Source organism: Flavobacterium sp. UBA4197 (assembly GCF_002379575.1).
GTDB classification, from domain to species: domain Bacteria; phylum Bacteroidota; class Bacteroidia; order Flavobacteriales; family Flavobacteriaceae; genus Flavobacterium; species Flavobacterium inviolabile.
The window spans coordinates 1-26,930 of sequence record NZ_DFUB01000032.1 but is presented as its reverse complement, the minus strand read 5'-3'; the positions used below and the strand labels follow the sequence as shown (position 1 = coordinate 26,930).

Here is a 26,930-nt window from a genome sequence, read left to right as displayed (position 1 = left end):
TACCGAAAGCATATGAAGAAATTACTATTTTTCAGTTTTTTAATTTGTATCAATTTTACTTATGCCCAGCAGAAGTTAAAAGACGCAGACAAGCTCTTTAAAGATATGTCGTATGTGGATGCTGCAAAAGCCTATGAAGAATATCTGGAAAAAGAACAAAATCCTTCGATACAAACTTTGATGAATGTAGGGGATACCTACTATTATCTTAACGATATGAGAAAAGCCGTAACCTGGTATAAGAAATTATACAGCGTGCAGGGACAGAACCTGAATGATGTATACCTGTTGCGGTATACCCAGGCTTTAAGAGGAGTCAGGGATTATGATGACGCGAATAAAATAACCAAGGAATACCTGAAAGGAAAAGGCGATCAGGATAAGATAGCAGGTTTTGCACGGCAGCAAAAGTATATGGACAGCCTGGCCGGAAAACCGTCTTTATATAAGGTGGTGCCGCTTGAGATCAATACTTCGTATTCCGATTTCGGATCGACATTCTACGGGAACCAGCTGGTTTATTCGTCCAGTAAAAAAGGAGGAAAGCTGATAAAAAGGCTTTATTCCTGGAATGAACAGCCGTTTTTATCGTTCTATGTGGCCGACAGGAATGCGGCAACCGGAGCTTTGTTTAACGAACAGCCGTTTTTTAGCGAAGTGAATTCAAATTATCACGATGCAACCTTAACCTTTTCACCGGATCTGAAAACAATTTATTTTACCACCAATGCAACCCGGAAAAACAAGAATAGATTAAAGAACGATAAAGAAGGAGTAAACAACTTTCAGATTCTTAAAGGAACGATAGAGAACGGCAAAGTGATCAATATCGAAAAATTATTCTTTAACAGCCTAGAATACAGCGTTGGCCATCCGACATTAAGTCCGGATGGAAAATGGTTGTTTTTTGTTTCCGACATGCCGGGAGGTTATGGCGAAACGGATATTTATGTGGCTGAGGTTTTTGCAGACGGCAGTATCAATTCGCCCCAAAATTTAGGACCGGTAATCAATACCGTTGGCAGGGAAATGTTTCCGTATTACAATGACGGTGTGTTGTATTTTTCTTCTGACGGACATTACGGATATGGCGGACTGGATGTTTATGAAAGCAAGCATTCCGGTAAGCTGAACTTTTCGGAACCTAAAAACGTCGGGCAGCCGGTAAATAGTAATAAAGATGATTTCTCCTATATTATTGATCTGGAATCGAAATACGGTTATGTGTCTTCAAACAGGGATGCAGGTAAAGGAGATGATGATATTTACTATTTTACCAAAGCAAAAGCAGAATGTAACCAGTTTGTATCCGGTAGGGTAACCAATTCCAAATCAAAAATACCGATTGCCGGTGCCACTGTAAAAGTATATGATTCGTTTGGCGATTTAAAAACGGAAACCACAACGGGCGAAGATGGCAGGTATCAGCTTACGGTTCCCTGCGGAGCGACCTATAAATTTGAAGCGGCAAAAGAAAACTTTGCCAGCCAGGAAAAACCAGTGGTGGCTACGGCTAAAAACGAAGAAAAACAGGTGGTTGACTTTGAATTGGCAAAACTGGAAGACTTTACGGTTAAAGACGGTGCCAATGAAAAAATTGACATTAATCCGATTTATTTCGAATACAACAAATGGAATATTACCCCACAGGCAGTTGTGGAACTGGACAGGGTAGTGTATGTTATGAAGACCTTCCCTAAAGTAAAGATCAGAATAGAATCGCATACCGATTCGAGAGGAAGTGATTCGTACAACCTGAAATTGTCAGACAACAGAGCGAAAGCGACTGAAAAATACATACTGGAAAACGGAATTGCTCCGGATCGTATTCTTAGCGCTATTGGTTATGGCGAAACCCGGTTGAAAAACAAATGCCGCAACGGTGTAAAATGTACCGATGCAGAACATGCCATAAACCGGCGTTCTGATTTTATTATTGTAGAAAAATAAAATACGGATCGTATCCAAATTAAAAAAGGAGTTCCAAACGGAACTCCTTTTTATATATTAACTAAAGATATCTAAAACACCTTTTATTTTCCAGATCTCATCTATTTTACTCTTTTTGATCTCATTTTTACCGGAAAAAACAGATTCTTTTCGGGAAATAAGATTTAAGATGGATTCGTCATTTTCGTTTTGAGCCACTTTGGACATGTATAATCCTTTTTCCTTGCTGATAATTACGGCGAAAGAATCGTTCGTAATATCATTTGCAGTTGCTTCTTCACAGATAACAAACGTGTTCTCTTTGATAGAAGGCTCTAATTCTGAGGTGTTCACCTGGAAAACCATAGAGTTTTTTTGCTGCAGAAAAGGGATGTTGATGGTAGGGATGTCACTTCTTTCCAGGTTCAATTCGCCTGTGGTATACTGAAATAACATTTCCTTGGTAATGATTGGCGTGATTTTTTTCTTAAAGCTAAAACTTTCGTTTCCAAGAAAAATTTCATTCAAATCAATGTTTGCTTTGTTACACTGTTCAATTATGGATTCATAATCAAGAGTGTTTCTTTTTTTCCAGCTTGAAATAGTATTGGGTTTAATACTAAGTAATTCAGCCAGCTGGGCGTCTGTTTTTATTTTAAAGACCTTTTTAACACGCGTTAAGATACTTTTCGCGGTTTGGATATTTCCCTCTTGCATTTTTCAGGTTCTATATAATTATCAATTCATTAACTGTTCCTAAACTATTTTGTCAAAAAATATGCCATAATTACAGAAAAAATTATTCTTTAAGTAATTTGGGTGCATTTTTTTTATTCTGTTAATAAGTAGATTTAGTTTACTTATATAATAAAAAACGAATTACAATTACGGTTTTTCCACATTTTTTAATAACAGAACAAAAATAATTACTTTTTTGGTTTTTACGGATATAATTTTCACAAATTAATGCTAAAAGGTATTTTTAGTCTTTTTTTATAAGAAAAATATGTATATATAAGCATTCCTTTAAGTTTTTTGAACCTAAAGGAATGTCAAAAAAGGGGTTGAATGATTTATCGGAGTCTTTCTACCAGGATGATAGAGCGATAACTTGAAGAAACTTTACCGTTAATATTATAAGGAATATTGCCTTCGGTAATGGTAGAAAAATAAAGCGGGGTTGTTCCGGTTAAGGTGACAAAGTCGCTGAAGACGCAATCGTTTTTAACGGCGTCGCCTGCAATTCCTAATCCGAGCAAGCCGCTGGCATTAAAGGTGGAATATTGCCGGGAATATTCGACTCCGTTCACATAAAGGCGAAACATCAGGTTATTTGTAGTGGTAAGGCTCAATAATCCGCTGCTGCCGTTAGCATAAGAAACTTTCATCGTTATCTTGTAGGTTCCGGCCGGCAGATTGATCAGGTCTTTATCGGTGGCAAGGTTGCCGCCTTCGGTAAAAGAAGAGCCGGTAATGGTGTTGATAAAATTGGAAGCGCCCATTTCGGTTGCATCGTTGTTGTCTTTAAAGCGAATGGCTCTTTCGGTATTGTCGTAAGCCGCGGTATTAAGGCCTATTCTCAGAATTTGTCCGGCCACGTTTTCAACTTCAGAAAGGCCTACTTCGCTGTTTGAATTGTCGCGTACCATATAGTAGGTTTTGGCACTGACGGTCTTGGTGGCTAAATTCTCAAATTTGAGGTAGTCGCTGTTGGCATTTACTTCCAGTCGTTTGGTGGGGTTGATTTTTCCGATACCGATGTTGCCGCTTGCTGTTATTCGCAATCGTTCTAGGTTTTGGGTGCCCAGCACAAAATCGGCATTGTCCTTGGTGCCTAAAAAGTCACCGTTTAGTGCTGCCCCGATGGCAGCGGTAGAAGGAGAGGTGGCTTCGTTACCGGAATAATTCCAGCCGGTTACATAATTCCATTTTGTTTGTGTCTGATTCCAGAAATAAAATCCGTCCGGTTGTGCGTCATTATTATCGGTATCATCCAGATAAACCAGTAATCCGGCAACGGTAGGTGGCGTTAAAGGAAAATTGTTTATTCTGGGAATCAGTATTCCGTCCGTATTTTTTGGGGTAAGACTATTGGAAAGGGCAATGTCAAGTGTTGATTTTGGATTCGTGGTACCAATACCAATCTGTGAGTAGGCGCTTGTAGCAGCCATTAATAGGAGGGCGAAAGGGAAGTTTTGTTTCATAATCGTATTGGTTAGATTTGGACAATAAGGGGGAATTGGTCATTTCTATTAAATTTATGCGCATTTTGAACTATTTTTATGGATAACTGCTACTAATTTAAAGAAAAAAACAATACAAAAAGTGTGTTTTTATATTAAAATAATCGCATTATTTGATTTTTTTAATTGTTTCTTTGGGAAGTTGATAATTCGGGGCGGAAGCAGAAATGCTAAATATGATTTAAATTGAAAATAGTTTCATGTTTTTTATTTTATATTTGTTTCACTAAAAAAATATCTGTGAGCCAAATCAATAAGCTTAAAATTCTAAATGACCCTATTTATGGTTTTATAACCATCCCTAATACTCTTATTTACGATTTAATTCAGCATCCTTATTTCCAGCGTTTGCGCCGCATTTCGCAAATGGGAATGTCTTACCTGGTTTATCCCGGAGCACATCATACCCGTTTTCACCATGCGCTGGGCTGCATGCACATTATGCAAAAAGCGGTTCAGGTATTGCGTTTTAAAGACGTGAAAATTTCAGAGCAGGAAGAAAATGCTTTATATATTGCGATTTTATTGCACGATATCGGGCATGGTCCTTTTTCGCATGCCATGGAACACAGTATCGTGGAAGGAGTGCATCATGAAGAAATTTCGATGTTGTTTATGAACAGGCTCAATGCAGAATTTGAAGGGAAGCTCGATCTTGCCATTCAGGTTTTTAAAGGCGAATACCACCGGAAATTCATGCTGCAGCTAATTTCAAGCCAGCTGGATATGGACCGTCTGGATTACCTGAAAAGAGATAGTTTTTACAGCGGTGTTGCCGAAGGAAACATCAATTCGGAACGTTTGATCCAAATGATGAATGTGGAAAACGACCTGTTGGTCATCGAGGAAAAAGGAATTTATTCGGTAGAGAAATTTTTAGGAGCACGCCGGTTGATGTACTGGCAGGCTTATTTGCATAAAACCAGTGTGGTTGCCGAATTAATATTGACAAAAATATTAAAGAGAGCGAAAGAGCTTACGCACAAAGGCGATTTGCCGAATTGCAGTGAGCCGTTACAGTTTTTTATGCTGCACAAAATTACCCATGATGATTTTGATGAAAAAATACTTGATAAATTCGCTCAGTTAGACGATTTTGACATCATGAGTGCGATAAAAGCATGGCAGTTCCATGACGATTTTGTACTGTCTTCTTTGAGTAAAATGCTGATCAACCGCGATTTGCTAAAAATAAGAATGGTGTCTGAAAAAGTAGAGCAGGGTGACGTGGAAGCGCTTAGAAAGAAGCTGATTGAACTACAGCCCATGTCGGAAAAAGAAGCGGATTATTTTGTATTTAAAGGAAAAATCAAGAATCAGGCTTACAATAAAGCAGGAGAGCCTATCCGTATTTTAAAGAAAGACAAAACGGTTGAAGACGTAGTGGAAGCTTCCGATCAGATGAATCTGAAAGCCCTGTCCAAACCAGTGACGAAATATTATATCTGTTTTCCAAAAGTGCTTTTAGAAAGTTAAGATTAAATTAAATTTTATATTTTTGTCGGGATGAAATTTACAGCTGAACAAATAGCAGGTATTTTAGAAGGAGAAGTTGTTGGTAATCCTGCAGCGGAAGTCCATAAATTGGCTAAAATCGAAGAAGGTTCGGAAGGTTCTTTAACTTTTCTGGCCAATCCGAAATACCTGAATCATATATATACAACACAGGCTACGATAACAATCGTAAATAATACTTTTGAGCCTGAACAGGAATTAAGAACTACACTTATTAAAGTAGAAGATGCCTACAAATCCTTTTCAAAACTACTGGAATATTACAACCAGGTAAAGTTGATGAAATCCGGAATTGAGCAGCCTTCGGTAATATCGGAAAATGTTGAATACGGGGAAAACCTGTATTTGGGAAGTTTTTGCTATATTGGGAACAATGTAAAAATCGGAAACAATGTAAAGATTTATCCCAACAGTTTTGTAGGTGATAATGTTACTATTGGCGACGATACCATATTGTTTGCCGGTGTACGTATTTATTCTGAAACGGAAATCGGAAAAAAATGTGTGATCCATTCCGGAACCATTATCGGTTCGGACGGATTCGGTTTTGTTCCGAATGAAGAAGGGATCTATAATAAGGTACCGCAAATTGGCAATGTCGTGATTGAAGACAATGTCGATATCGGTTCGTGCACTACTATTGACCGGGCAACATTAGGATCGACCGTTATTAAAAAAGGTGTGAAACTGGACAACCAGATTCAGATTGCACACAATGTGGAAATCGGGGAGAATACCGTTATTGCTTCACAAACCGGAGTAGCCGGGTCAACCAAAATCGGTAAAAACTGTATGATTGGCGGACAGGTTGGTATTGTAGGGCATATCGTTATCGGTAATGGCGTTAAAATCCAGGCACAGTCCGGTGTTTCCAGAAGTGTAAAAGATAATGAAACAATTCAGGGCAGTCCGGCATTTAGTTATGGCGACTTTAGCAAATCGTATGTGAATTTTAAAAATTTACCGAAGATGGCCAGAGATATTGACGACTTGAAAAAAAGAAAATAACAGCAAACAAATATTCAAAACTAAATATTATGGTTAAGCAAACAACCATTAAAAAAGAGATTTCATTAAAAGGAGTAGGATTACATACCGGTCAGGAAGTTACCATGACCTTTAAACCTGCGCCTGTTAATAATGGTTACACATTTGTACGTGTGGATTTGGAAGGTCAGCCCATCATTGAGGCCGATGCCAATTATGTAGTGAATACACAACGCGGAACAAATCTGGAGAAAAAAGGCGTTAAGATTCAAACATCAGAGCACGTTTTGGCGGCATTGGTGGGATGTGATATTGATAATGTTATTATTGAGCTGAATGCTTCCGAACCGCCCATCATGGATGGTTCTTCCAAGTACTTTGTAGAGGCAATTGAAGAAGCAGGTGTACAGGAACAGGAAGCGGAGCGAAATGTATATGTGGTAAAAGAAGTTATTTCATATACCGATGAAGCTACCGGAAGTGAGATCATCGTAATGCCGGCTGATGATTATCAGGTAACGGCTATGGTTGATTTTGGAACTAAGGTTTTAGGAACCCAGAATGCTACGATGAAATCCATAAGCGAGTTTAAAGCAGAAATTGCCGATTGCAGAACTTTCAGCTTCCTGCACGAACTGGAAAGCTTACTGGAGCACGGTTTGATTAAAGGTGGTGACCTGAACAATGCTATTGTATATGTGGATAAGGAAATTTCACAGGAAACAATGGAGCGTTTAAAAGTTGCTTTTGATAAAGAAAAGATCTCAGTAAAACCAAACGGTATTCTGGATAATCTTACCTTGCATTATCCTAATGAAGCGGCGCGTCACAAATTGCTGGACGTTGTTGGAGATCTGGCTTTGATCGGAACGAGAATTAAAGGAAAAGTAATCGCAAATAAACCCGGACATTTTGTCAATACGCAATTTGCCAAAAAAATGTCTAAAGTGATAAAAAACGAGCAACGCAATCAGGTTCCGGTTTATGATTTACATAAAGAACCGTTGATGGATGTTACTAAAATCATGTCGATGTTGCCGCATCGTCCGCCATTCCTATTGGTTGACAGAATTTTAGAAATGTCTGATTCCCATGTGGTCGGTTTGAAAAATGTAACGATGAATGAAGATTTCTTTATCGGGCATTTTCCGGGAGCACCGGTAATGCCGGGGGTGTTAATCGTGGAAGCGATGGCGCAAACCGGAGGAATCCTGATTTTGAGTTCTGTTCCGGATCCGGAAAATTACCTGACTTACTTTATGAAAATTGATAATGTGAAATTCAAAAATAAAGTACTGCCGGGTGATACCTTGGTGTTCAAACTGGATTTATTATCACCAATCCGCAGAGGAATATGCCATATGCAGGCAAGTGCATATGCTAATGGTAAATTAGTCACAGAAGCCGAATTGATGGCGCAAATCGTGAGAAAGAATTAAACAAAAAAAGTATGAATCAACCTTTAGCATACGTTCATCCCGGAGCAAAAATTGCCAAGAATGTGGTTATCGAACCTTTTACAACAATTCATAACAATGTTGAAATTGGGGAAGGAACCTGGATTGGTTCCAATGTAACCATCATGGAAGGTGCCCGAATCGGTAAAAATTGTAACATTTTTCCCGGAGCGGTTATTTCTGCGGTTCCTCAGGATTTAAAATTTGGCGGAGAAGACTCTCTTGCCATAATAGGCGATAATACAACAGTGCGGGAATGTGTAACGATAAACAGAGGTACCGTTGCTTCAGGAGTAACCAAAATTGGTAAAAACTGCCTGGTAATGGCCGCTGCCCACATTGCTCACGATTGTCATATAGGTGATAACGTTATCATCGTAAACGGTGTTTTATTAGGAGGTCACGTAACGGTTGGTGATTTTGCCATCATTGGCGGACTTTCTGCAGTACACCAGTTCATCAATATTGGTGAACATGCCATGATATCCGGTGGATCATTATTGCGTAAAGACGTTCCTCCGTTTACAAAAGCAGCAAAAGAACCGCTGTCTTATGTAGGGATCAACTCCGTAGGATTGAGAAGAAGAGGATTTTCTACAGAAAAAATAAGAGAAATACAGGATATTTACCGAATTTTATACCAAAAGAATTACAATACCACGCAGGCATTGAGCATCATTGAGGCAGAAATGGAAGCGACTCCGGAACGTGATGAGATCATTCTTTTTATCAGAAACTCATCCAGAGGAGTAATGAAAGGGTATACCGGTATTTACTAGGAAGCAAACAGATTTAAATATAATAAACAAATAAACAAAATGGCGAGTACGGCTGATATTAGAAACGGATTATGTATTAAATACAATAATGATATCTACAAAATTGTAGAGTTCCTTCATGTTAAACCTGGAAAAGGACCTGCTTTTGTTAGAACAAAAATGAAAAGTGTAACCAATGGTAAAGTATTGGATAATACTTTTTCTGCAGGACATAAAATTGATGTGGTGCGTGTAGAAACACACAAATTTCAGTTTTTATATGCAGAAGGAGACGATTTTCATTTCATGAATGTAGAAACATACGAGCAAATTGCATTAAATAAAGATATTTTAGATGCTCCGGATTTATTGAAAGAAGGAGAAAATGTAATGGTTCAGATCAATACAGAAACGGAAGCGCCTTTATCTGTTGATATGCCTGCTTCTGTTGTTTTGGAAGTTACCTATGCAGAACCAGGAGTAAAAGGTAATACCGCAACAAATGCTACGAAGCCTGCAAAAGTAGAAACAGGAGCTTCGATTAACGTACCTTTATTCATTAATGAAGGGGACAAAATTAAAATTGACACTGCTTCCGGTTCGTATATCGAGCGTGTTAAAGAGTAGTTATTTATACAGAGGATAGTATTGTTAAAGCGGTACTATCCTTTTCATATCATTTAAAATACATATGAAATTTTCTAAAGCATATTCTTTAAGTGAGATTGCCCAAATAATTGATTGTAAATTTGTTGGTGATGCGGATTTCCCTGTACTGGGCATGAATGAAATTCATGTTGTAGAACCGGGAGATATCGTTTTTGTGGACCATCCCAAATATTACGATAAAGCGTTACAATCTGCAGCTACCATAGTGCTGATCAATAAAGAAGTGGACTGTCCGGAAGGAAAAGCACTCTTACTTTCTGACGATCCTTTTCGTGATTTCAATAAGTTATCCAAACATTTTAAACCTTTTCAGGCGGCCAATGCTGCAATTGCTCCTTCGGCAAAAATTGGTGAAGGAACCGTTATTCAGCCAAACTGTTTTATCGGCAACAATGTGGTTATCGGTAAAAACTGCCTGATTCATCCCAATGTGATTTTGTATGACGATACCGTTATTGGTGATAACGTTATCATTCATGCAGGAAGTATTTTGGGAGCGGATGCTTTTTATTACAAAAAACGTCCGGAAGGTTTTGACCAGCTGATTTCCTGTGGCCGTGTGGTGATAAAGGATAATGTTGGTATTGGTGCTTTGTGTACGATCGATAAAGGGGTTACCGGAGATACAACCATCAATGAAGGCTCCAAGATAGACAACCAGGTGCATATCGGTCATGACACCGTAATCGGGAAAAAATGCCTGATCGCGGCACAAACCGGAATTGCAGGTTGTGTGATTATCGAAGACGAAGTAACACTTTGGGGTCAGGTTGGAACTACCAGCGGTATCACTATTGGTGAAAAAGCGGTAATTCTGGCACAATCCGGTGTTTCCAAGTCACTGGAAGGCGGTAAAACGTATTTTGGTTATCCGGCAGAAGAATCACGCGAAAAGCTGAAGCAATTGGCTTACGTGAAAAAAATTCCGCAAATATTAACGCAAATAAATAAAAATGACGGCTAAAGAACGGGTTCAGGAATTTTATCAGTTAAACGGTCCATTAAATAAAAGTTTAATGGAACAGTTTATTCATGACGAAATTATTTTCAACTGGCACAGTTCAAAAGGCTTTTTGCAATTAGACAAGCAGGATTTAAAGGCTTTGGCTACCGAGTTAGGAAAGTCGTATGTGGCATCAAGAATTGAGATCAGCCATATACTGGAAGAGAACAATGTGGTTTCGGTTAACTATACCCATTATGTTTCGCCCATTGAAAATCCGAATGAAGAAATGATTTTAGCCCACTTCATGGTAATCTGTGAATTGAAGGAAAATCAGCTTTACAGAGTCTATCAGATGAGCCAATTAACCTAAGCATTTTAAAAAAATAAAAATAGCAGATAAAAGTTCGAAAAAACTTTCATCTATTACGTTCAAAACCCTATTTTTGCAACACAGTTTTTAAAAATAATATAAAAAAAATATCATGAGTGTTTTAGTAAATAAAGATTCTAAAATAATTGTTCAAGGATTCACAGGTAGTGAAGGGACTTTCCATGCTACTCAAATGATTGAATATGGAAGTAACGTTGTTGGTGGAGTAACTCCGGGAAAAGGAGGAACGACTCACTTAGATCGTCCGGTTTTTAACACCGTTAAAGACGCTGTAGATCAGGCTGGTGCCGATACAACAATTATCTTCGTTCCGCCTGCATTTGCTGCTGATGCAATTATGGAAGCTGCTGACGCTGGAATTAAAGTAATTATCACAATTACAGAAGGTATTCCGGTTGCAGATATGATTAAAGCTTATGATTATATTAAACACAGAGATTGTCGTTTAGTAGGACCTAACTGTCCAGGTGTTATTACTCCGGGTGAAGCTAAAGTTGGTATCATGCCAGGTTTCGTTTTCAAAAAAGGAACAGTTGGTATCGTTTCTAAATCAGGAACATTAACGTATGAAGCTGCAGACCAGGTTGTAAAACAAGGTTTGGGTATTACTACAGCTATCGGTATTGGTGGTGACCCGATCATCGGAACAACTACTAAAGAAGCAGTAGAATTATTAATGAACGATCCGGAAACAGAATGTATCATCATGATCGGTGAGATCGGTGGACAATTGGAAGCAGATGCTGCACGTTGGATCAAAGCTGACGGTAACCGTAAGCCTGTAATTGGATTCATTGCCGGAGAAACTGCTCCTAAAGGAAGAACAATGGGACATGCCGGTGCAATTGTTGGTGGTGCTGATGATACAGCGGAAGCTAAAAAACGTATCATGAAAGAAAACGGAATTCACGTGGTAGATTCACCAGCTGAAATCGGTAAAAAAGTAAAAGAAGTATTAGGATAATTTTCTAATCTCATTATACTAAAAAAGCCTTACGAATTTCGTAAGGCTTTTTTTATAGATCTTCCTGATGGTTAAATTCCTGTATTTTAAACACCGAAAGATATTGGTGGTTGTACTGTTTTAAAATACTTTCCGCCTGTTTTAAATGTCTTTCATTGTGGTAGATCACAAACTGGAACGTATCGCCCAGTTGCAGTCTGATCCATTTGGAAATACTGATCCTGGTTTTACTTTTCATGACATTCACCTGTCTGGCACTGTCAAGACATTGCAGCAGTTCTTCCTGCTGTGCAATAAAAATATCGAGAATAATTTCGTTTAAAGAAATGCCTAAAGGATCGTAAGCCCGGAATGTTTTCATTTTCTTGGTGCCGGTTTCTTTGATTGTCCGGGTAAAATAACCGCCCAGTAATCCGCTCTTGTATACCGGTTCCGGTTTTTTAAATTTTGTATTGCGGATGGCGTTGTACAGCGCTTTGGTGTAAAAATCGCCATAACGGTTTAAATGCTCGATACATTCCAGTATGGTCCAGCTTTTAGTGAACTGCCGCCAATTCAGCGCTTCGGTATCCAGTGTTTTAAAATGATTGGCAATCGCAATATTGTTAAGGGTTACCGCCGTAAGTTCGTCTAGTAATGCGTCTGTTTTCATGATTCAATTGTTTACTGCAAAATTCAGTGATAACAAGGAATTAAAAATTGATTCAGGTCAAGACTTTTTGATTCGTGAAAAAGTTTCGGCCGTCATCCGCAAATAGGAAGCGATGTATTTGTCCGGGATTTCCTGGAATAGCTGCGGACTTCTGTTCAGGATGCTTTTATACCGCTCGGCAGGTGAGAAGATCAGTAAGTCTTTCTCCCGTTCCATTTGCTGTACAATCAAAAGGCTAAGGATGCTGTTCCATAATTTCAGCCGGCTGGCATCACTTTCGATAAATTCCAGTAAAACTTTTTTGGAAATCACTTTCACAGTGGTCTTTTTTAGCGCCTGAATGTAAAAACCGGTCGGTCTTTCGGTGAAAAAGCTGTCAATTGCTGTAATAAAGGAATCTTTATACCCAAAACGGATGGTGTTCTCTTCGTTACCGTCCAGGGTATAAATACGAAGGCTTCCGCTAATCACAAAGTATACAAAAGTGTTTACGGTGCCTTCACTGGCAAGGTATTCGTTCCGCCGGAATACGATTTCATTTTCCCAAAGTAAATTTTCGTTGAGTAGTGAATTTAATATTTCTATTGCTGTCATTGGTGAGAATATTGCCATAAAATTAATAAAAAAACGAATAATGCGAAATCCTGAGCTGCGTCTTTTAGGGTGAAATATTGTTATTTTTTTATCAAAAAACGATTTGTTGTGAAAATAAGACAAAAAAAGAATTATATTTGCCGCCGTTATCACGAATCTCGCAAAAGAGATAGCAACCTGCAACAACGAGCAAGGTGCTAAAACGATAAGCCAATTCTGTTGGAAAAAATGTTGTTTTCACACACTACTTTCTTGACCAGTTTTGCTTGTCGTCGTGAGCTTAATTAAATTCATAAGCAATCGATGATGAAAAAATCTAAAAAACAGGGCAATGCTTTAGCTTTGCTGCCACTATTCGTATTTATTTTTACTTTTCTGGGTGCCGGAATCATTCTGAATGATTTTTATGCTTTCCCTTCACCGTTAGCTGTAGTGATTGGGATTATTGCAGCCTTTATCTTTTTTAAAAATACGACAGAAGATAAGATTGATACTTTAATTAAAGGCTGTGGCGACAGTAAAATCATGACCATGTGTCTTATTTACCTGCTGGCGGGCGGTTTTGCCAGTGTGACGCAGGCAATGGGAGCGGTGGAATCGATTGTAAACCTCGGAATCAACAATATTAATATTGAATATTTCCCGTTAGGAATTTTCCTGGTGGCTTCCTTTTTATCTACCGCTACCGGAACATCTGTAGGAGCGATAGTTGCTTTGGGTCCCATAGCGGTAAGCCTGGCCGATAAAAGCGGTGCTTCCTTACCGTTAATCTGCGGTTCGCTGTTAGGCGGTGCGATGCTGGGGGATAATCTGTCGATTATTTCCGATACCACTATTGCGGCGACGCAATCTTTGGGTTGTGAAATGCGGGATAAATTTAAAGTGAACCTGTTTATTGCTTTGCCGGCTTCCATTATAACGGTAATTATCCTGTTATACCTCGGTTTAACAACCGAAACCAGTGCCGTTGCCATCAACAAAGGAAATTATGAATTCATAACGATACTGCCCTATTTTTTAGTGATCGGATTGGCGGTGATGGGAGTGAACGTTTTTGCAACCTTACTGATCGGGATATTGACTGCCGGATTTATCGGATTGGTTGGTCATGATTTTTCGGTTTTGGTTTTCGTACAGAAAATATATGAAGGATTTATCAGCATGATCGATATCTTTCTGCTGTCCATGTTAACCGGCGGTTTGGCGGCATTGGTGGCAAAAGCCGGCGGAATCGATTATGTGCTGCACAAAATAAAAGCCAGGATTAAAAGCAAGCGATCCGCACAAATGGGAATTGGTGCTTTGGTGAGCTTTACCAATCTTGCGATTGCGAACAATACGGTGTCGATAGTGATTACCGGGAATATCGCCAGGGAGATTAATGACGAATACCATTTGAGCTCCCGTAAAACGGCAACTGTGATGGATATTTTCTGCTGTATTGTACAGGGCATACTGCCGTATGGTGCGCAGGTATTGCTGCTGCTGAACTATGCGGGCGGGAAACTCCATTTTACCGACCTGATCATGAATACCTGGTATGTGGTATTCCTGTTTCTGTTTACGATGATTGCAATTAATAACCGTCATTGGGACAGGTTAACCAATAAATTCTTTAAAGTTTAAAACAATAGGATAAGGATTAAAACCGAATTGTTATATTTGTCTTTCATTTCAAATAAACAAACTTTAATTTTTAATATGAAATTACTAGAAGGAAAAACCGCAATCATCACAGGAGCGAGTAGAGGAATCGGAAGAGGAATTGCCGAAGTATTTGCAAAACAAGGTGCAAATGTAGCTTTTACTTATAGTTCTTCTGCAGAAGCGGCAAAAGCTTTAGAAAATGAATTAATAGCTTTAGGAGTAAAAGCAAAAGGATACCAGTCGAATGCTGCGGATTTTAACGAAGCACAGCAGTTAGTAGACAATGTAATTGCCGAATTCGGAAACGTTGATATTTTAATTAACAATGCCGGAATTACAAAAGATAACCTTTTAATGCGTATTTCTGAAGAAGATTTCGATACGGTTATTGATGTTAACTTAAAATCGGTTTTCAACATGACAAAAGCAGTTCAGAAGATCATGCTTAAAAATCGTGCGGGATCGATTATCAATATGAGTTCTGTTGTGGGTGTTAAAGGTAATGCCGGACAGACAAACTATGCTGCTTCCAAAGCGGGTGTAATCGGTTTTTCAAAATCGGTGGCGCTTGAATTAGGTTCCCGTAACATCCGTTGTAATGTAATTGCACCGGGATTTATTGAAACGGAAATGACAGCAAAATTAAACGAAGATGTAGTTAAAGGATGGAGAGAGAACATTCCGTTGAAACGTGGCGGAACTCCTGAAGATGTGGCTAATGCCTGCGTATTCTTATCGTCAGATCTGAGCGCTTACGTTACCGGTCAGGTGTTAAACGTAGACGGCGGTATGTTAACCTAAACGTTTGTTTATTTAAGAGAACTCTTTTATAATCATCCATTTAAAACCTTAAAACAGGAATGACTACATCTACGATTGTATTACTTATATTATCCGCTATTGTAGCCTTTGGTTTAGCGTTTTATCAATACTTATACAAAGCCGGAAACAGAACGAAAGTGTATCTGTTTTTGGCTTTGCTGCGTTTTATAACGCTGTTTGCCATTTTTGTGCTGTTGATCAATCCGGTCATCTCCCGGAAAAACTACCAGGATGTTAAAACGCCTTTGCCGGTTATAGTGGACAATTCCCAATCGGTTAAAGAGCTCAGACAGGACAGCCTGGCACGGATTTTAGCTAAAAAGATAGGGGAGAACAGTGCGCTTAAAGACAAATACGACGTTCAGTTATATACTTTTGATGCCGGTTTTAATGCTGATGGCAAGCTGGATTTTAAAGGAAAGCAAACCCATATTGACCAGGTAGCCCAAAACTTAAAACAGTTTTACCGCAACCAGCAATATCCGGTTGTATTGCTGACGGATGGTAATCAGACCATCGGAAACGATTATGTATACAGCTTTCAGCAAAACACTACCGTTTATCCGTTGGTTTTAGGGGATACAACGACCTTCCTGGATTTAAAAATCAATCAGCTGAATGTAAATAAGTATGCTTTTTTAAAAAATAAATTTCCGGTAGAAGTATTTCTGCAATATAACGGAAACAAAAATGTAAATGCAGTTTTCAGTATCCAGCAGGGAAACGGAACGGTTTACAAACAACAGGTTAATTTCAGTCCGGGTAAAAAAGCACAGGTAGTTTCTGTTTTACTGAATGCCGATAAAGTAGGCGTACAGAAATTTAAAGCTGTTATCACCTCGGCCGAAAAAGAAAAGAACCAGTACAACAACGTTAAGAACTTTGCGGTTGAAGTGATGGATCAGCGTTCGGAAATTGCGTTGGTTTCGGCGGTAAGCCATCCCGATTTAGGGGCGATCAAGCGTGCTGTTGAAGCTAATCAACAACGTAAAGTAACGATTGTTAATCCAAATGAAATCAGTGATTTAAAAGATTACAACGTTTTAATATTGTACCAGCCTAATGCAGAGTTTAAAAAGCTCCTGGACCTGAATAAAAATGTGCAGATGAACAGCTGGGTGATTACCGGAATGAATACCGATTTCAATTTGCTGAACCAATACCAGTCCCAGATTCAGTTTCGAATGGGCGGACAGAAGGAAGATTATGCTGCCGACTTTAATACGCAATTCAATTTGTTTGCTTTAGAGAATATCGGCTTTGAATCGTTCCCGCCGTTGCAGCATCCTTTTGGTACGATAACGGTAACCGGAAATGCCAATACCTTGCTGCAGGCGAGAATCCGCAACATTAAATCGGAAAGTCCGCTTTTTGTGTTTACTGAAAACGGAGTAAAGCGCAATGCGTATCTTTTTGGAGAGAATATCTGGAAATGGCGCGTGGAAAGTCATTTAAAAACCAAATCATTCGAACAGTTTGATATTTTTATGGATAAGACGGTACAGTTCCTGGCGTCGAATGCTTTAAAAAAATCACTGGTGGTTACTCATGAAAGTTTTTACAATTCCGGGGAAACCATTGAAATTACCGGACAGTATTTTAATAAAAACTATGAGTTTGACGAAAATGCACAGCTGACAATTCAGCTAAAGAATAAAAATACGAATGCGGTTAAGAATTATGATTTCCTGAAAGGGAATAATGAATATAAAGTCAATCTCGACGGACTGGAAGCCGGGCAGTATAGTTTTGTGGTAAAGGAAAACAGTTCCAAAACGTCTTATGCCGGAACATTTGAAGTGCTGGATTTTGAAATTGAAAAACAGTTTGTCAATCCAGATACCGCCCGATTAAACCAATTGGCGGCTAATACTAACGGAAAAGTGTTTTACCCGGATCAGGTAGATGCCTTGATCAGGATGTTACTGGAAAACCCGGAATATATACCGGTTGAAAAAGCGGTAATTACCAAATCGCCGTTAATTGACTGGAAAGGACTGCTGATCCTGCTGGGATTAACTCTGGCACTGGAATGGTTTATCAGGAAATATAACGGATTGCTGTAATGCTATCTTGTAAAAAATCCCGCTACAATTGCAGCGGGATTTTTGTTTAATATAATTCGTTAAAGCTTTGCGAATACTTATTCGTTAAGTTTTATATTGTGTTTTTCGGCTATTTTTTTAAAAACATCTTCCTTGTTTTCATTTTTTAGTTTGGAATAAAAGATGCCTATCAATTGTTCTGTGTCTTTGGCATAATCTGATTTTTCTTCCGTATAGATGCGATGTGCCGTAAAAATATTATCAAGCGCTTTTTCATAATCATTAATCAAGAAATAATTTTTTCCGGCACCAAAATAACCTTCGGCATTATCAGGATGGTATTTTTTTAATTTTTCATAAATAATTATCGCATTTTTAAAATCAGATTTAAAACCATAAGCTACACCTATGTTCATTAATGCAAAAGTGCCTTCGGGATATATTTCCAGCGATTTTTTGTAATACCTGATCGCTTTGTCGTAATCCTTTAACTGTCTGTAACAAAGTCCTAAGTTGTCATAAGCCATAACGAATTTAGGGTCGTTTTTGATAGCATTCAATAATGATTCTATTGCTACGTCATACTTTTGTAAATCAATCATATCATCTGCAATGGTGTATGCGTTTTGTGCTTTTTCATTTTTTGAAGCAGTGTAGAATTGTTTTTCTTTTTCGATACTATTACTTTTTTTAATGCTGTCACAGGTTTTGGGTAAAATTGCGGTAATTTTTTGAAACAGATTTTGAATCCCGTCAACGGTATTGAAATGTTCCCGGTTTTTAGCATCCGAATCACTAAAAACGACAGTCGTAGTAGATGTTACGATACATTCCCGGGTGTTTTCTTCTGTTAACTTTGATTTAGAAGCCAGGCATTCGCATGATTTGATTGCAATTTTTTCTTCCAAAGTTTGTCCGCATAAAAGGTGAAAGCTGATAATGCTTATTAATGTGAAAAATTTTGTCATATCTCTTTTGAAATTTTTATTCTGGAAAATAATAGGGTTTATGATTGGGCTGAGAGTAAAGTGGGTATAAAAAATCCCGACTATTACTAATCGGGATTTTTTATATGGGTTTTTGTAGAATGAATGCTAATCTTCGTCTTCTTCGTCCTCGTCTTCATCATCATAATCACGATCTTCATCGTCATCATCATAATCATCGTCTTCTTCGTCGTCATCTTCATCATCGTCACCGTCTGCGTTTTTCTTCACTTTTGGTGCTTTGGGCTTTTTCACTTCTTCGTCATCACCGTCTTCAATGTCAAGTCCTTTGATGTCAATAGCGTCGTCTGTTGCGATATCTTCATCGTCTTCGTCGAAATTCTCGATTCTGTCAGCCAGTTTTGTACTTACTTTTACTAAGTAGATAGTATCTTCGGTACGTACTTCAACTGCTTCAACAGTTTCATTTTTAGCGTTTTTGAAACGGATAACGTCGGAGTCATCGTATCCGTCCGGGAACCTCTCAACCAAAAGGGTTAAGATTTCATTCGTTAATTTAGCGTAATCTACAATTACTCTTTTCATTCGTTGTTTTTTAATGCTTGTTGTTATTCAAATGTAATATCCTAAAACTTTATTTTCAAATAAAATTGACTATTTTTTTAGGTTGTACATTAAAAAAAATTACATATCTAAAAGGTAAGCAAAAATTAGCGGTGCTACAATTGTTGCGTCAGATTCGATTACAAATTTAGGCGTATTGATGTCTAGTTTACCCCAGGTGATCTTCTCATTCGGAACCGCTCCGGAATAGGATCCGTAACTTGTTGTAGAATCAGAAATCTGACAGAAGTAGCTCCAGAAAGGAACATCGTGCATTTCCATATCCTGATACAGCATCGGAACCACACAGATAGGGAAATCTCCTGCAATACCACCACCAATCTGGAAGAAACCAACACCTTTGTTGCTGTTTTTGCTATACCAGTCTGCCAGGAAAGTCATGTATTCAATACCGGACTTCATTGTAGATGCTTTTAATTCGCCTTTGATTACATAAGAAGCAAAAATGTTACCCATTGTACTGTCTTCCCATCCCGGAACAACAATCGGCAGGTTTTTTTCTGCTGCAGCATACATCCAGCTGTCTTTTAAGTCAATTTCGTAATATTCTTCCAAACATCCTGAAAGTAACATTTTATACATGAATTCATGCGGGAAATAACGCTCACCGGCATCTTCTGCATCTTTCCAGATCTTGTGGATGTGTTTTTGCAAACGACGGAAAGCTTCATGTTCCGGAATACAGGTATCGGTTACACGGTTTAATCCTTTTTCCAATAAATCCCACTCATCCTGTGGTGTTAAATCACGGTAGTTTGGTACACGCTCATAGTGAGAGTGTGCTACTAAATTCATGATATCTTCTTCAAGGTTAGCTCCTGTACAAGAAATTATCTGAACTTTATCCTGACGGATCATTTCAGCAAAAATCTTTCCTAGTTCAGCAGTACTCATCGCACCTGCTAATGTTACCATCATTTTTGCACCGTTCTGTAATTGTTGCTCGTATGCTTTAGCAGCATCAACTACTGTGGCAGAGTTGAAATGTAAATAATACTTTTCAATAAACTGACTGATTGGTCCTTTACTCATTACTTAAATTATTTAAAAGTTAGGGTTTGCCGGTTTGGGTAACCGTATAAACCTCCTGAATTTATTTTTCTTTTTTCTCGTATCCTAAAATCTTCAATACATCATCGGCAGTTTGCTGTTCCGAGAATACTTCGGTAGCAATGATACCGTTTTCGTCACGGTCAATCAAAATGTGTTTCGGCTGTGGAATCAGGCAGTGGTGTAATCCGCCGAATCCGCCGATAGTTTCCTGATATGCACCGGTATTAAAGAAACCGATATATAATGGTTTTTCTTTGTTGTATTTAGGCAGGTACACGGCATTCATGTGCTGTTCCGAGTTGTAATAATCGTCACTGTCGCAGGTTAATCCGCCCAGGAGTACTCTTTCGTAGGTGTCGTTCCAGCGGTTTACGGCCATCATAACAAAACGTTTGTTGATTGCCCAGGTATCCGGCAAAGTGGTAATGAAAGACGAATCGATCATGTTCCATTTCTCTCTGTCGTTTTGCTGTTTCTGATACAATACCTGATAAATTGCTCCTCCGGATTCTCCTACTGTGAAAGAACCGAACTCGGTAAAGATGTGTGGTACCGGAACATCGGCATCATCACAGGCAATTTTGATCTGGTTTAAGATCTCACTAATCATATATTCGTAATCATATTCGAATGCCAGTGAGTTTTTAATAGGGAAACCGCCGCCAATGTTAAGACTGTCCAGAGTAGGGCATTCTTTTTTCAGGGCGATATATACCTTCATACATTTTAAAAGCTCATTCCAGTAATAGGCCGTATCACGAATTCCGGTATTGATAAAGAAGTGTAACATTTTTAGCTCCACATTCTTGTTTTCCTGAATTTGTTTTCTGTAAAAAGGAACGATGTTTTTATAACCGATTCCTAAACGGGAGGTGTAGAACTCAAATTTCGGCTCTTCTTCCGCAGCAATACGGATACCGATTTTGAATTTTCCGTTGATTTTTTCCTGTAATAAATCCAACTCTTCATAGTTGTCAATTACCGGAATGGTGCGCGCATGACCGTTGTTGATCAGCTTGGCGATATTGTCAATATATTGTTCGCGTTTAAAACCGTTGCAGACAACATAGGTGTTTTTGTTGATTTTCCCTTGCTCCATAAGGTTTTCTACGATGTTAACGTCGAAAGCCGAAGAAGTTTCAATGTGAATGTTGTTTTTAAACGCTTCATTCATAATGAATTCAAAGTGGGAACTTTTAGTACAGTAGCAATAGTAGTATTTCCCTTCATACTTGTGTTTTTCCATCGCTTTTCTAAACCAGCCTTTGGCTTTGTTGATGTTGTTGGAAATCTGCGGTAAGTAGGTAAATTTTAAAGGAGTACCGTATTGTTCTACCAATTTCATCAAATCGATGTTGTGAAATTGAAGGTTGTCTTTATTTAAGGTGAATTCCTCTTGCGGGAAATAGAATGTCTGATTGATTAAGTCGTAATATTTAGTGTTCATTTTTGTGTAAATCGTTAAGTTATATTAATAAATTCTGTGACAGTATTTGTAATACAACCTGATTTTCAAACTCTAATATTAGCGTACATTATCTGCAGTTTTTCATGCAGGGGATTGGTAAAAAGGAAAATATCAAAATTTCTAACACTTTTAATCGAAAAAACAATCCGCTGCATTTTTGACAAGGACTTGTTTTTTCTGGTGTTACCATTGTTAGGGATGTGTGTATTTTGACCGTTTTTCATCGCGACAAATGTAAAAAATATTACAGCGTATTTAAAAACAATTTTATTAAAAAAATATTAGTTTTTATAATCTTCAAAAGCCTTGTAAATCAAGGGGTTTTCGACCTCCTGATTGATTTTTACATCACCAATACCGTTTAGCAATACAAAACGAACGCTGCCGAACTCATTTTTCTTATCGTGGATAAGTAAATTCAGGATCGCATTTATATCGTTTTCGGTAAACACTACAGCAGGGTAAATATCGGAAATTACTGCTTTGATTTCCTGGTATGCTGCCGTGTTTATAAAACCTTTTTCAAGTGATAAAAAGGCTTCCAGTATCATACCAACGGCAATTGCTTCGCCATGTAATAAAGTGGTTTTGTCGTCGCTTTCCAGGAAATAACTTTCAATGGCATGTCCTAAAGTATGCCCGAAATTCAACGCTTTGCGGATGCCTTTTTCGGTAGGATCCTGCGCTACCACATTATTTTTAATCGCAACCGATTGATGAATTAAGTTATTCAAATCATCTGTATCCAAGCTGCTTAAGTCTTTAAATTGTTCCCAGTAGTTTTTATCCTGAATCAAACCGTGTTTCAGCATTTCTGCCAGTCCGGAACGCATTTGTGTCTGGGGTAAAGTTTCCAGGAAATGGGTATCGACCAGTACCGCTTTCGGGTTTTGGATAACGCCCACCTGGTTTTTAAGACTGCCCAGATCCACACCGTTTTTACCGCCCACGGAAGCATCCACCATGGCTAACAGGGTTGTTGGGACATTGATAAAATCGACACCTCTTTTATAGGTACAGGCAACAAATCCGCCCAGGTCGGTTACGACACCGCCGCCCACATTCAGGATGATGCTTTTTCTGTCGGCACCCAGTTCTGTGAGGGCATGCCAGATCTCCACACAGGTTTCGATGGTCTTAAAAGCCTCTCCAGCATCAAATTCGATGATTTCAATAGGTACTTCTGTAGCCAGATTGGCTAAAAAGTCCGGCAGGCAATATTGAGCCGTTTCACTGTCAACTATTATAAAAATTTTGGAATACACCTCCTTTAAAAGGGTTTCCGTTAAATATTCATAACTGTTTTCGTTAAAATGAATGGCATAACCATTTGCTTGTATTGTGTGCATCGCTGAAATATTGATAATCGAACGGCAAAATTCGTGATTTTTTATGAAATATTCTTAAACTGTAGTTATATTTGCATGTATATTTTCAATACTACTAATGGAAAAGATATTCAACAATACGCAGGTTGCTTTTGCACTTAAAAGCGATACAGAGCTTGACAGAGCTTATTTTCTTTTTAAAATGATCGACAATGAACCGTTGGTTAAAATAGGAACAGCCGTTACCAATTTTGCTTTAAAGGCACATCTACCGGTAGAAGGATTAATCCGGGCTACGGTATTTGACCATTTTTGCGGTGGAGTGAGTGAGGATGACTGTCTGAAAGTGGTGGACAGAATGTTTACCAAAGGTGTGACTTCGGTACTGGACTATTCTGTTGAAGGAAAAGAAGACGAAGCTCAGTTTGATGCCGCTTTGGAAATGACCTTAAAAACGATTGAATTTGCCAAAGAACGTCAGGCGATTCCTTTTGCAGTGTTTAAACCAACCGGATTGGGACGTTTTTACCTGTATGAGAAATTGGGTGAAAAACAAACGCTGACAGCCGATGAGCAACAGGAGTGGGACAGAGTAGTGGCACGTTTTGAAAAAGTGTGTAAAACGGCTTATGAAAAAGATGTTGTATTGCTAATTGACGGGGAAGAAAGCTGGATGCAGGATGCTGCAGATGAGTTGGTAGCAAACATGATGCGCAAATACAACAAGGAAAAAGCAATTATTTACAATACGCTGCAAATGTACCGTTGGGATCGTTTGGATTACTTAAAGAAACTGCATGCGGAAGCAAAAGCGGAAGGTTTCCATATCGGTATGAAAATCGTTCGTGGGGCGTATATGGAAAAAGAGCATAAAAGAGCAGAAGAGAAAGGTTATAAAACCCCGATCTGTGCTTCTAAAGAGGCAACCGACATTAATTATGACAGCGCAATCCAGTACATGATCGAGCATATCGATACAATGGCGATCTTTGCCGGAACGCATAACGAAAACAGTTCGTACCGCCTGATGCAGTTAATGGAGGAGCACAATATCCCGAAACATGACAGCCGCGTTTATTTCGGACAGTTATACGGTATGAGTGATAACATCAGTTATAACCTTGCTGCAAACGACTATAACGTATCGAAATATTTACCATTCGGACCGGTTCGTGATGTGATGCCGTACTTAATCCGTCGTGCAGAAGAAAACACTTCTGTGGCCGGACAAACCAGCAGAGAGTTAACCTTACTGAAAACAGAAAGACAACGTCGAAAAATAGAAGATAATTAAAAAAAAAGCCTCCAATTGGAGGCTTTTTTTATATTTCAATCCGCAAGAATAAGCAATAGGCTACTGCTAACCGACAGTAAAAAGGAAAACAGGTAAGTCGACTTAAAGACGAGTTTATCAACGGCAATCCATTTTAGAGCAGCTACGATTAGAACAGCCTGGTTGGCAATAAGTAAAGGAATGGTGATGATTTCTCCTAAAATAGTTACTGCCTGGATCGTTGTGTCGGTATAGCTGTATAAAATTAAAGCTGAAAAATACAGGCAACACACGATGCTTGCGATGAATATAAATGTTCTCATATTTTAGTTTTTTACGGTTTATGATTGTGTTTTTAATCCTTGATTTACTTAGTGAGCGTTAGTCCAAAAGAAAGGTTTCGTTTTGTTTTGGGATCAACATTGTTCTCCAATACGGTATTTAAGGGCTGGAGCTTTTTTCTTCCGTCAAAAGTGTATCTTAAAAAGGTTTTGGCGGTATAATCGTTTGTTGCCTTATCGGTTAATAGAGGTCTTACGGAATTGTTATTGGCTGTTAAAGTTCCATTTACAGCAACATCGCCGATTACTTCAATACCAATAAACAGCCCGTTTTCCGGTAGTTGAATATCGGAATCTGTCAGATCAAGTTCAACTTTTTCCTGCTTTAAAGAATTACGGTTATAAACGGCGCTGGTAAATATTTTATCATGAATCTGCTCCTGCTGCACCGTATATAAATTAATCCGGAACAACGTTTTGATGTCTTTTTCTGTTTTTTCAAAGCGTTTTTTTTCAAAACGCAATTCCAGTTTGGTTATCATTGCATTCGCGTTTTCAGTACCTGGAATTATTAAAGTGACCAGTTCTACCCGTGAGGATATTGGAAAACTACCGTGATTAAAGCTCTTTTTCAAAAAATCAATATGTTTGACACTATTGGCGTTTGTAATTATTATTTCATGTAGCGGCTTTGTTTTTGGCGACATCATCATGGTGTCCTTTATGAGAGCTGCTTTAATCGAATAATTGTTATAAGCAATATGGGATAGCATTACGCTATCATTGGATTTATTATTTACGGTAAAATATCCTTTTTCATCGGTATAGGTTCCGTCATTTTTATTGTACCGGACAGTTATATACGGAATTGGTTTTTGGGTTAAGGAGTCAATAACCAGTATCTTTTGGGAATGCAATTGTATTGCGGTAAACATAAACAGGAATAGAAATAGGATATGTTTTTTCATCATATTAGGTTAAAGTTGGTACCCACAATAAATCAAACCTCAAACTTCGAATATCAAATATTGGATTAGCATCCAACAACATCACAACCGGTATTGACCCATAATACATAGTAACAACAGTTTCTGTAACAGGAATTTTCCTCAAGTGAAAAAGGAGGACCACAGGATGTTCCCCAAAATTTCATTGCGGTAGCTGGGGATGAATTTCCCTTTTCAATTTCGTTAATTAAGTCAGTTTTGACAAATGATTCAAAGTGATTGTTTGTTGTAAAATTAATCAGATCAGTAGCATGCTGTATAAAATCATAGCATACGATTTCAAATAATTCTCTTTTATAATCAGCAAAGTATAAAAGTTCCTGATAATCTTTACTGGTAACAATATAGCCGGAAATACTTTTGCCGGATTCATTTAAAATTTCTGAAATAATAAGCGTTTGTTTATTGACCGTAGTTTCAAGAGATTTTCCCAGGTTATACCTGTTTGGGTAGTAATTGTCTAAAAAATCAGTAGTCTTATTTTTTATAACCGCTACTTCATTTTTTTCATTGCCTAAAAATAGGCCTGCACTTAATAAAAACAGCAATAGTGCTACTTTTAAAAATAAATTTTTCATAATAGCTAAAACTTCCCTTTGCAGATTGCTGCCATTAAGGACGATAATTTCAGGTACTTTTTATGGTTACGATACCGCCCTGTCAACTTCAATTTTCATGGATCTGCTAACATTTCTATATTGGATTCAGAAGTAATTGTAGTTCAAAAAATCCATCCGTTTAGTAGTTCTTTAAAAATTAAGGTCAACCTTAATAAAAATACTGCATGCCTTGTTTTACGTTGATTTTTACGTTTTTGAAAAATAATTGTGTGGTAAATAAAGTATAATTCTGGAACATCCGGATGCCAAAATAACAATAATTCTTATTTTGAGTATAATTGCGTATATAGAGTCAGATTATACTGTATTTCGTTGTCAATAAAACCAAAAAAGCCACTCAGTGTATGGCTTTTAAATAGCATTTTTTCAGGTATCAAACCTCAAATATATTCACTTCCTCAAGGTCATTAAAAAAGGCAGCACAATCGGTTTCTAATATAACGAGCAACTGTAACAATCGTTTTATGGAAAGTGTGGTTTTTCCATTTTCAATGCGTCCGTAATAGCTTTGTGAAATATTCATCCGCAAAGCAATATATTCCTGCGAATACTTTTTTTCAAGTCGCAACAGCCGGATTTTAAGCAGTACCCTGTTAACCATAATAATCGTTTTTATTTAAAATAAATGGTGGCGGGGAAACAGCAATATAAAGAAAATATCAAAATATAAATAATATTCTAATTTATTTTATACCAAATAGGTATTATTT

General features: G+C 38.1%; 26 protein-coding genes and 1 riboswitch. Of the genes, 13 read left to right on the top strand and 13 right to left on the bottom strand.

Annotated elements, in window-relative coordinates; genetic code table 11:
- Positions 1-12: 12 nt before the first annotated feature.
- Entirely contained in the window at positions 13-1,950 is a 1,938-nt protein-coding gene (locus B3394_RS16005; protein ID WP_273246957.1) for an OmpA family protein, read from the top strand.
- A 57-nt stretch (positions 1,951-2,007) separates the two neighbouring features.
- Here B3394_RS16005 and B3394_RS16000 read toward each other — a convergent pair whose 3' ends face one another.
- Positions 2,008-2,646, bottom strand: a complete 639-nt coding sequence (locus B3394_RS16000) for a helix-turn-helix domain-containing protein (RefSeq protein WP_273246958.1) — start codon at positions 2,644-2,646, stop codon at positions 2,008-2,010.
- A 356-nt stretch (positions 2,647-3,002) separates the two neighbouring features.
- Positions 3,003-4,133 carry a hypothetical protein gene (locus B3394_RS15995; RefSeq protein ID WP_177734556.1) on the bottom strand — a complete coding sequence of 377 codons (1,131 nt, stop codon included), beginning with the start codon at positions 4,131-4,133 and terminating at the stop codon, positions 3,003-3,005.
- A 279-nt stretch (positions 4,134-4,412) separates the two neighbouring features.
- Here B3394_RS15995 and B3394_RS15990 point away from each other — a divergent pair, with 279 nt between their 5' ends.
- The 8 genes from B3394_RS15990 (at position 4,413) to sucD (ending at position 11,859) form a co-directional block, all read left to right on the top strand.
- Positions 4,413-5,648: an HD domain-containing protein gene (locus tag B3394_RS15990; protein WP_273246959.1), complete on the top strand. Its 1,236-nt coding sequence runs from the start codon at positions 4,413-4,415 to the stop codon at positions 5,646-5,648.
- Between the two features lie 30 nt (positions 5,649-5,678).
- Entirely contained in the window at positions 5,679-6,695 is a 1,017-nt protein-coding gene (gene lpxD, locus B3394_RS15985; RefSeq protein WP_177734554.1) for a UDP-3-O-(3-hydroxymyristoyl)glucosamine N-acyltransferase, read from the top strand.
- A gap of 29 nt (positions 6,696-6,724) precedes the next feature.
- Positions 6,725-8,113, top strand: a complete 1,389-nt coding sequence (locus tag B3394_RS15980) for a bifunctional UDP-3-O-[3-hydroxymyristoyl] N-acetylglucosamine deacetylase/3-hydroxyacyl-ACP dehydratase (protein WP_177734553.1) — start codon at positions 6,725-6,727, stop codon at positions 8,111-8,113.
- A gap of 11 nt (positions 8,114-8,124) precedes the next feature.
- Positions 8,125-8,910, top strand: coding sequence for an acyl-ACP--UDP-N-acetylglucosamine O-acyltransferase (gene lpxA, locus B3394_RS15975; RefSeq protein ID WP_177734552.1), 786 nt, complete (start codon positions 8,125-8,127; stop codon positions 8,908-8,910).
- 39 nt (positions 8,911-8,949) lie between these two features.
- Positions 8,950-9,516, top strand: a complete 567-nt coding sequence (gene efp, locus B3394_RS15970) for an elongation factor P (RefSeq protein ID WP_177734551.1) — start codon at positions 8,950-8,952, stop codon at positions 9,514-9,516.
- 64 nt (positions 9,517-9,580) lie between these two features.
- On the top strand, positions 9,581-10,522 hold the full coding sequence (locus tag B3394_RS15965; protein WP_273246961.1) for a UDP-3-O-(3-hydroxymyristoyl)glucosamine N-acyltransferase: 942 nt from the start codon (positions 9,581-9,583) through the stop codon (positions 10,520-10,522).
- A 52-nt stretch (positions 10,523-10,574) separates the two neighbouring features.
- A complete protein-coding gene (locus B3394_RS15960; protein WP_273246962.1) occupies positions 10,575-10,874 on the top strand; it encodes a nuclear transport factor 2 family protein in 300 nt (99 codons plus the stop codon).
- A 112-nt stretch (positions 10,875-10,986) separates the two neighbouring features.
- Positions 10,987-11,859, top strand: a complete 873-nt coding sequence (gene sucD / locus B3394_RS15955; RefSeq protein WP_177734548.1) for a succinate--CoA ligase subunit alpha — start codon at positions 10,987-10,989, stop codon at positions 11,857-11,859.
- A gap of 52 nt (positions 11,860-11,911) precedes the next feature.
- Here sucD and B3394_RS15950 read toward each other — a convergent pair whose 3' ends face one another.
- On the bottom strand, positions 11,912-12,511 hold the full coding sequence (locus B3394_RS15950; protein ID WP_286926972.1) for a DinB family protein: 600 nt from the start codon (positions 12,509-12,511) through the stop codon (positions 11,912-11,914).
- A 57-nt stretch (positions 12,512-12,568) separates the two neighbouring features.
- Entirely contained in the window at positions 12,569-13,105 is a 537-nt protein-coding gene (locus tag B3394_RS15945) for a Crp/Fnr family transcriptional regulator (protein ID WP_177734546.1), read from the bottom strand.
- A gap of 141 nt (positions 13,106-13,246) precedes the next feature.
- Positions 13,247-13,344, top strand: a riboswitch (SAM-I-IV-variant riboswitch).
- Positions 13,345-13,408: 64 nt separating this feature from the next.
- Between B3394_RS15945 and B3394_RS15940 the strand changes: the two genes are divergently transcribed.
- The 3 genes from B3394_RS15940 (at position 13,409) to B3394_RS15930 (ending at position 17,640) form a co-directional block, all read left to right on the top strand.
- On the top strand, positions 13,409-14,731 hold the full coding sequence (locus tag B3394_RS15940; protein WP_286926967.1) for a Na+/H+ antiporter NhaC family protein: 1,323 nt from the start codon (positions 13,409-13,411) through the stop codon (positions 14,729-14,731).
- A gap of 75 nt (positions 14,732-14,806) precedes the next feature.
- Positions 14,807-15,553 carry a 3-oxoacyl-[acyl-carrier-protein] reductase gene (fabG, locus tag B3394_RS15935; RefSeq protein WP_177734544.1) on the top strand — a complete coding sequence of 249 codons (747 nt, stop codon included), beginning with the start codon at positions 14,807-14,809 and terminating at the stop codon, positions 15,551-15,553.
- A 59-nt stretch (positions 15,554-15,612) separates the two neighbouring features.
- Positions 15,613-17,640, top strand: a complete 2,028-nt coding sequence (locus B3394_RS15930) for a hypothetical protein (RefSeq protein WP_286926965.1) — start codon at positions 15,613-15,615, stop codon at positions 17,638-17,640.
- 77 nt (positions 17,641-17,717) lie between these two features.
- Here B3394_RS15930 and B3394_RS15925 read toward each other — a convergent pair whose 3' ends face one another.
- The 5 genes from B3394_RS15925 to aroB form a co-directional block, all read right to left on the bottom strand.
- The gene (locus B3394_RS15925; protein ID WP_286926963.1) at positions 17,718-18,587 is read right to left on the bottom strand and encodes a tetratricopeptide repeat protein; all 870 of its coding nucleotides are present in this window, start codon (positions 18,585-18,587) and stop codon (positions 17,718-17,720) included.
- A gap of 126 nt (positions 18,588-18,713) precedes the next feature.
- Positions 18,714-19,151 (bottom strand): DNA primase, encoded by a 438-nt coding sequence (locus B3394_RS15920; RefSeq protein WP_177734541.1) that lies wholly within the window; start codon positions 19,149-19,151, stop codon positions 18,714-18,716.
- A gap of 99 nt (positions 19,152-19,250) precedes the next feature.
- The gene (locus B3394_RS15915; RefSeq protein ID WP_177734540.1) at positions 19,251-20,222 is read right to left on the bottom strand and encodes a deoxyhypusine synthase family protein; all 972 of its coding nucleotides are present in this window, start codon (positions 20,220-20,222) and stop codon (positions 19,251-19,253) included.
- A gap of 61 nt (positions 20,223-20,283) precedes the next feature.
- Entirely contained in the window at positions 20,284-21,690 is a 1,407-nt protein-coding gene (locus B3394_RS15910) for an arginine decarboxylase (RefSeq protein WP_177734539.1), read from the bottom strand.
- Between the two features lie 302 nt (positions 21,691-21,992).
- On the bottom strand, positions 21,993-23,060 hold the full coding sequence (gene aroB, locus B3394_RS15905) for a 3-dehydroquinate synthase (protein WP_286926959.1): 1,068 nt from the start codon (positions 23,058-23,060) through the stop codon (positions 21,993-21,995).
- A gap of 97 nt (positions 23,061-23,157) precedes the next feature.
- Here aroB and B3394_RS15900 point away from each other — a divergent pair, with 97 nt between their 5' ends.
- Positions 23,158-24,333 (top strand): proline dehydrogenase family protein, encoded by a 1,176-nt coding sequence (locus tag B3394_RS15900; RefSeq protein ID WP_177734537.1) that lies wholly within the window; start codon positions 23,158-23,160, stop codon positions 24,331-24,333.
- Positions 24,334-24,368: 35 nt separating this feature from the next.
- Here the strand turns inward: B3394_RS15900 and B3394_RS15895 are convergent, their stop codons facing one another.
- The 4 genes from B3394_RS15895 to B3394_RS15880 all read right to left on the bottom strand — a co-directional run bounded on the left by B3394_RS15895 (position 24,369) and on the right by B3394_RS15880 (position 26,821).
- Positions 24,369-24,635 (bottom strand): hypothetical protein, encoded by a 267-nt coding sequence (locus B3394_RS15895; RefSeq protein ID WP_286926956.1) that lies wholly within the window; start codon positions 24,633-24,635, stop codon positions 24,369-24,371.
- A 44-nt stretch (positions 24,636-24,679) separates the two neighbouring features.
- The gene (locus tag B3394_RS15890) at positions 24,680-25,564 is read right to left on the bottom strand and encodes a carboxypeptidase-like regulatory domain-containing protein (protein ID WP_286926954.1); all 885 of its coding nucleotides are present in this window, start codon (positions 25,562-25,564) and stop codon (positions 24,680-24,682) included.
- 62 nt (positions 25,565-25,626) lie between these two features.
- Positions 25,627-26,178 carry a hypothetical protein gene (locus B3394_RS15885; RefSeq protein ID WP_286926952.1) on the bottom strand — a complete coding sequence of 184 codons (552 nt, stop codon included), beginning with the start codon at positions 26,176-26,178 and terminating at the stop codon, positions 25,627-25,629.
- A gap of 415 nt (positions 26,179-26,593) precedes the next feature.
- A complete protein-coding gene (locus B3394_RS15880) occupies positions 26,594-26,821 on the bottom strand; it encodes a helix-turn-helix domain-containing protein (protein WP_273246975.1) in 228 nt (75 codons plus the stop codon).
- Between the last annotated feature and the right edge of the window lie 109 nt (positions 26,822-26,930).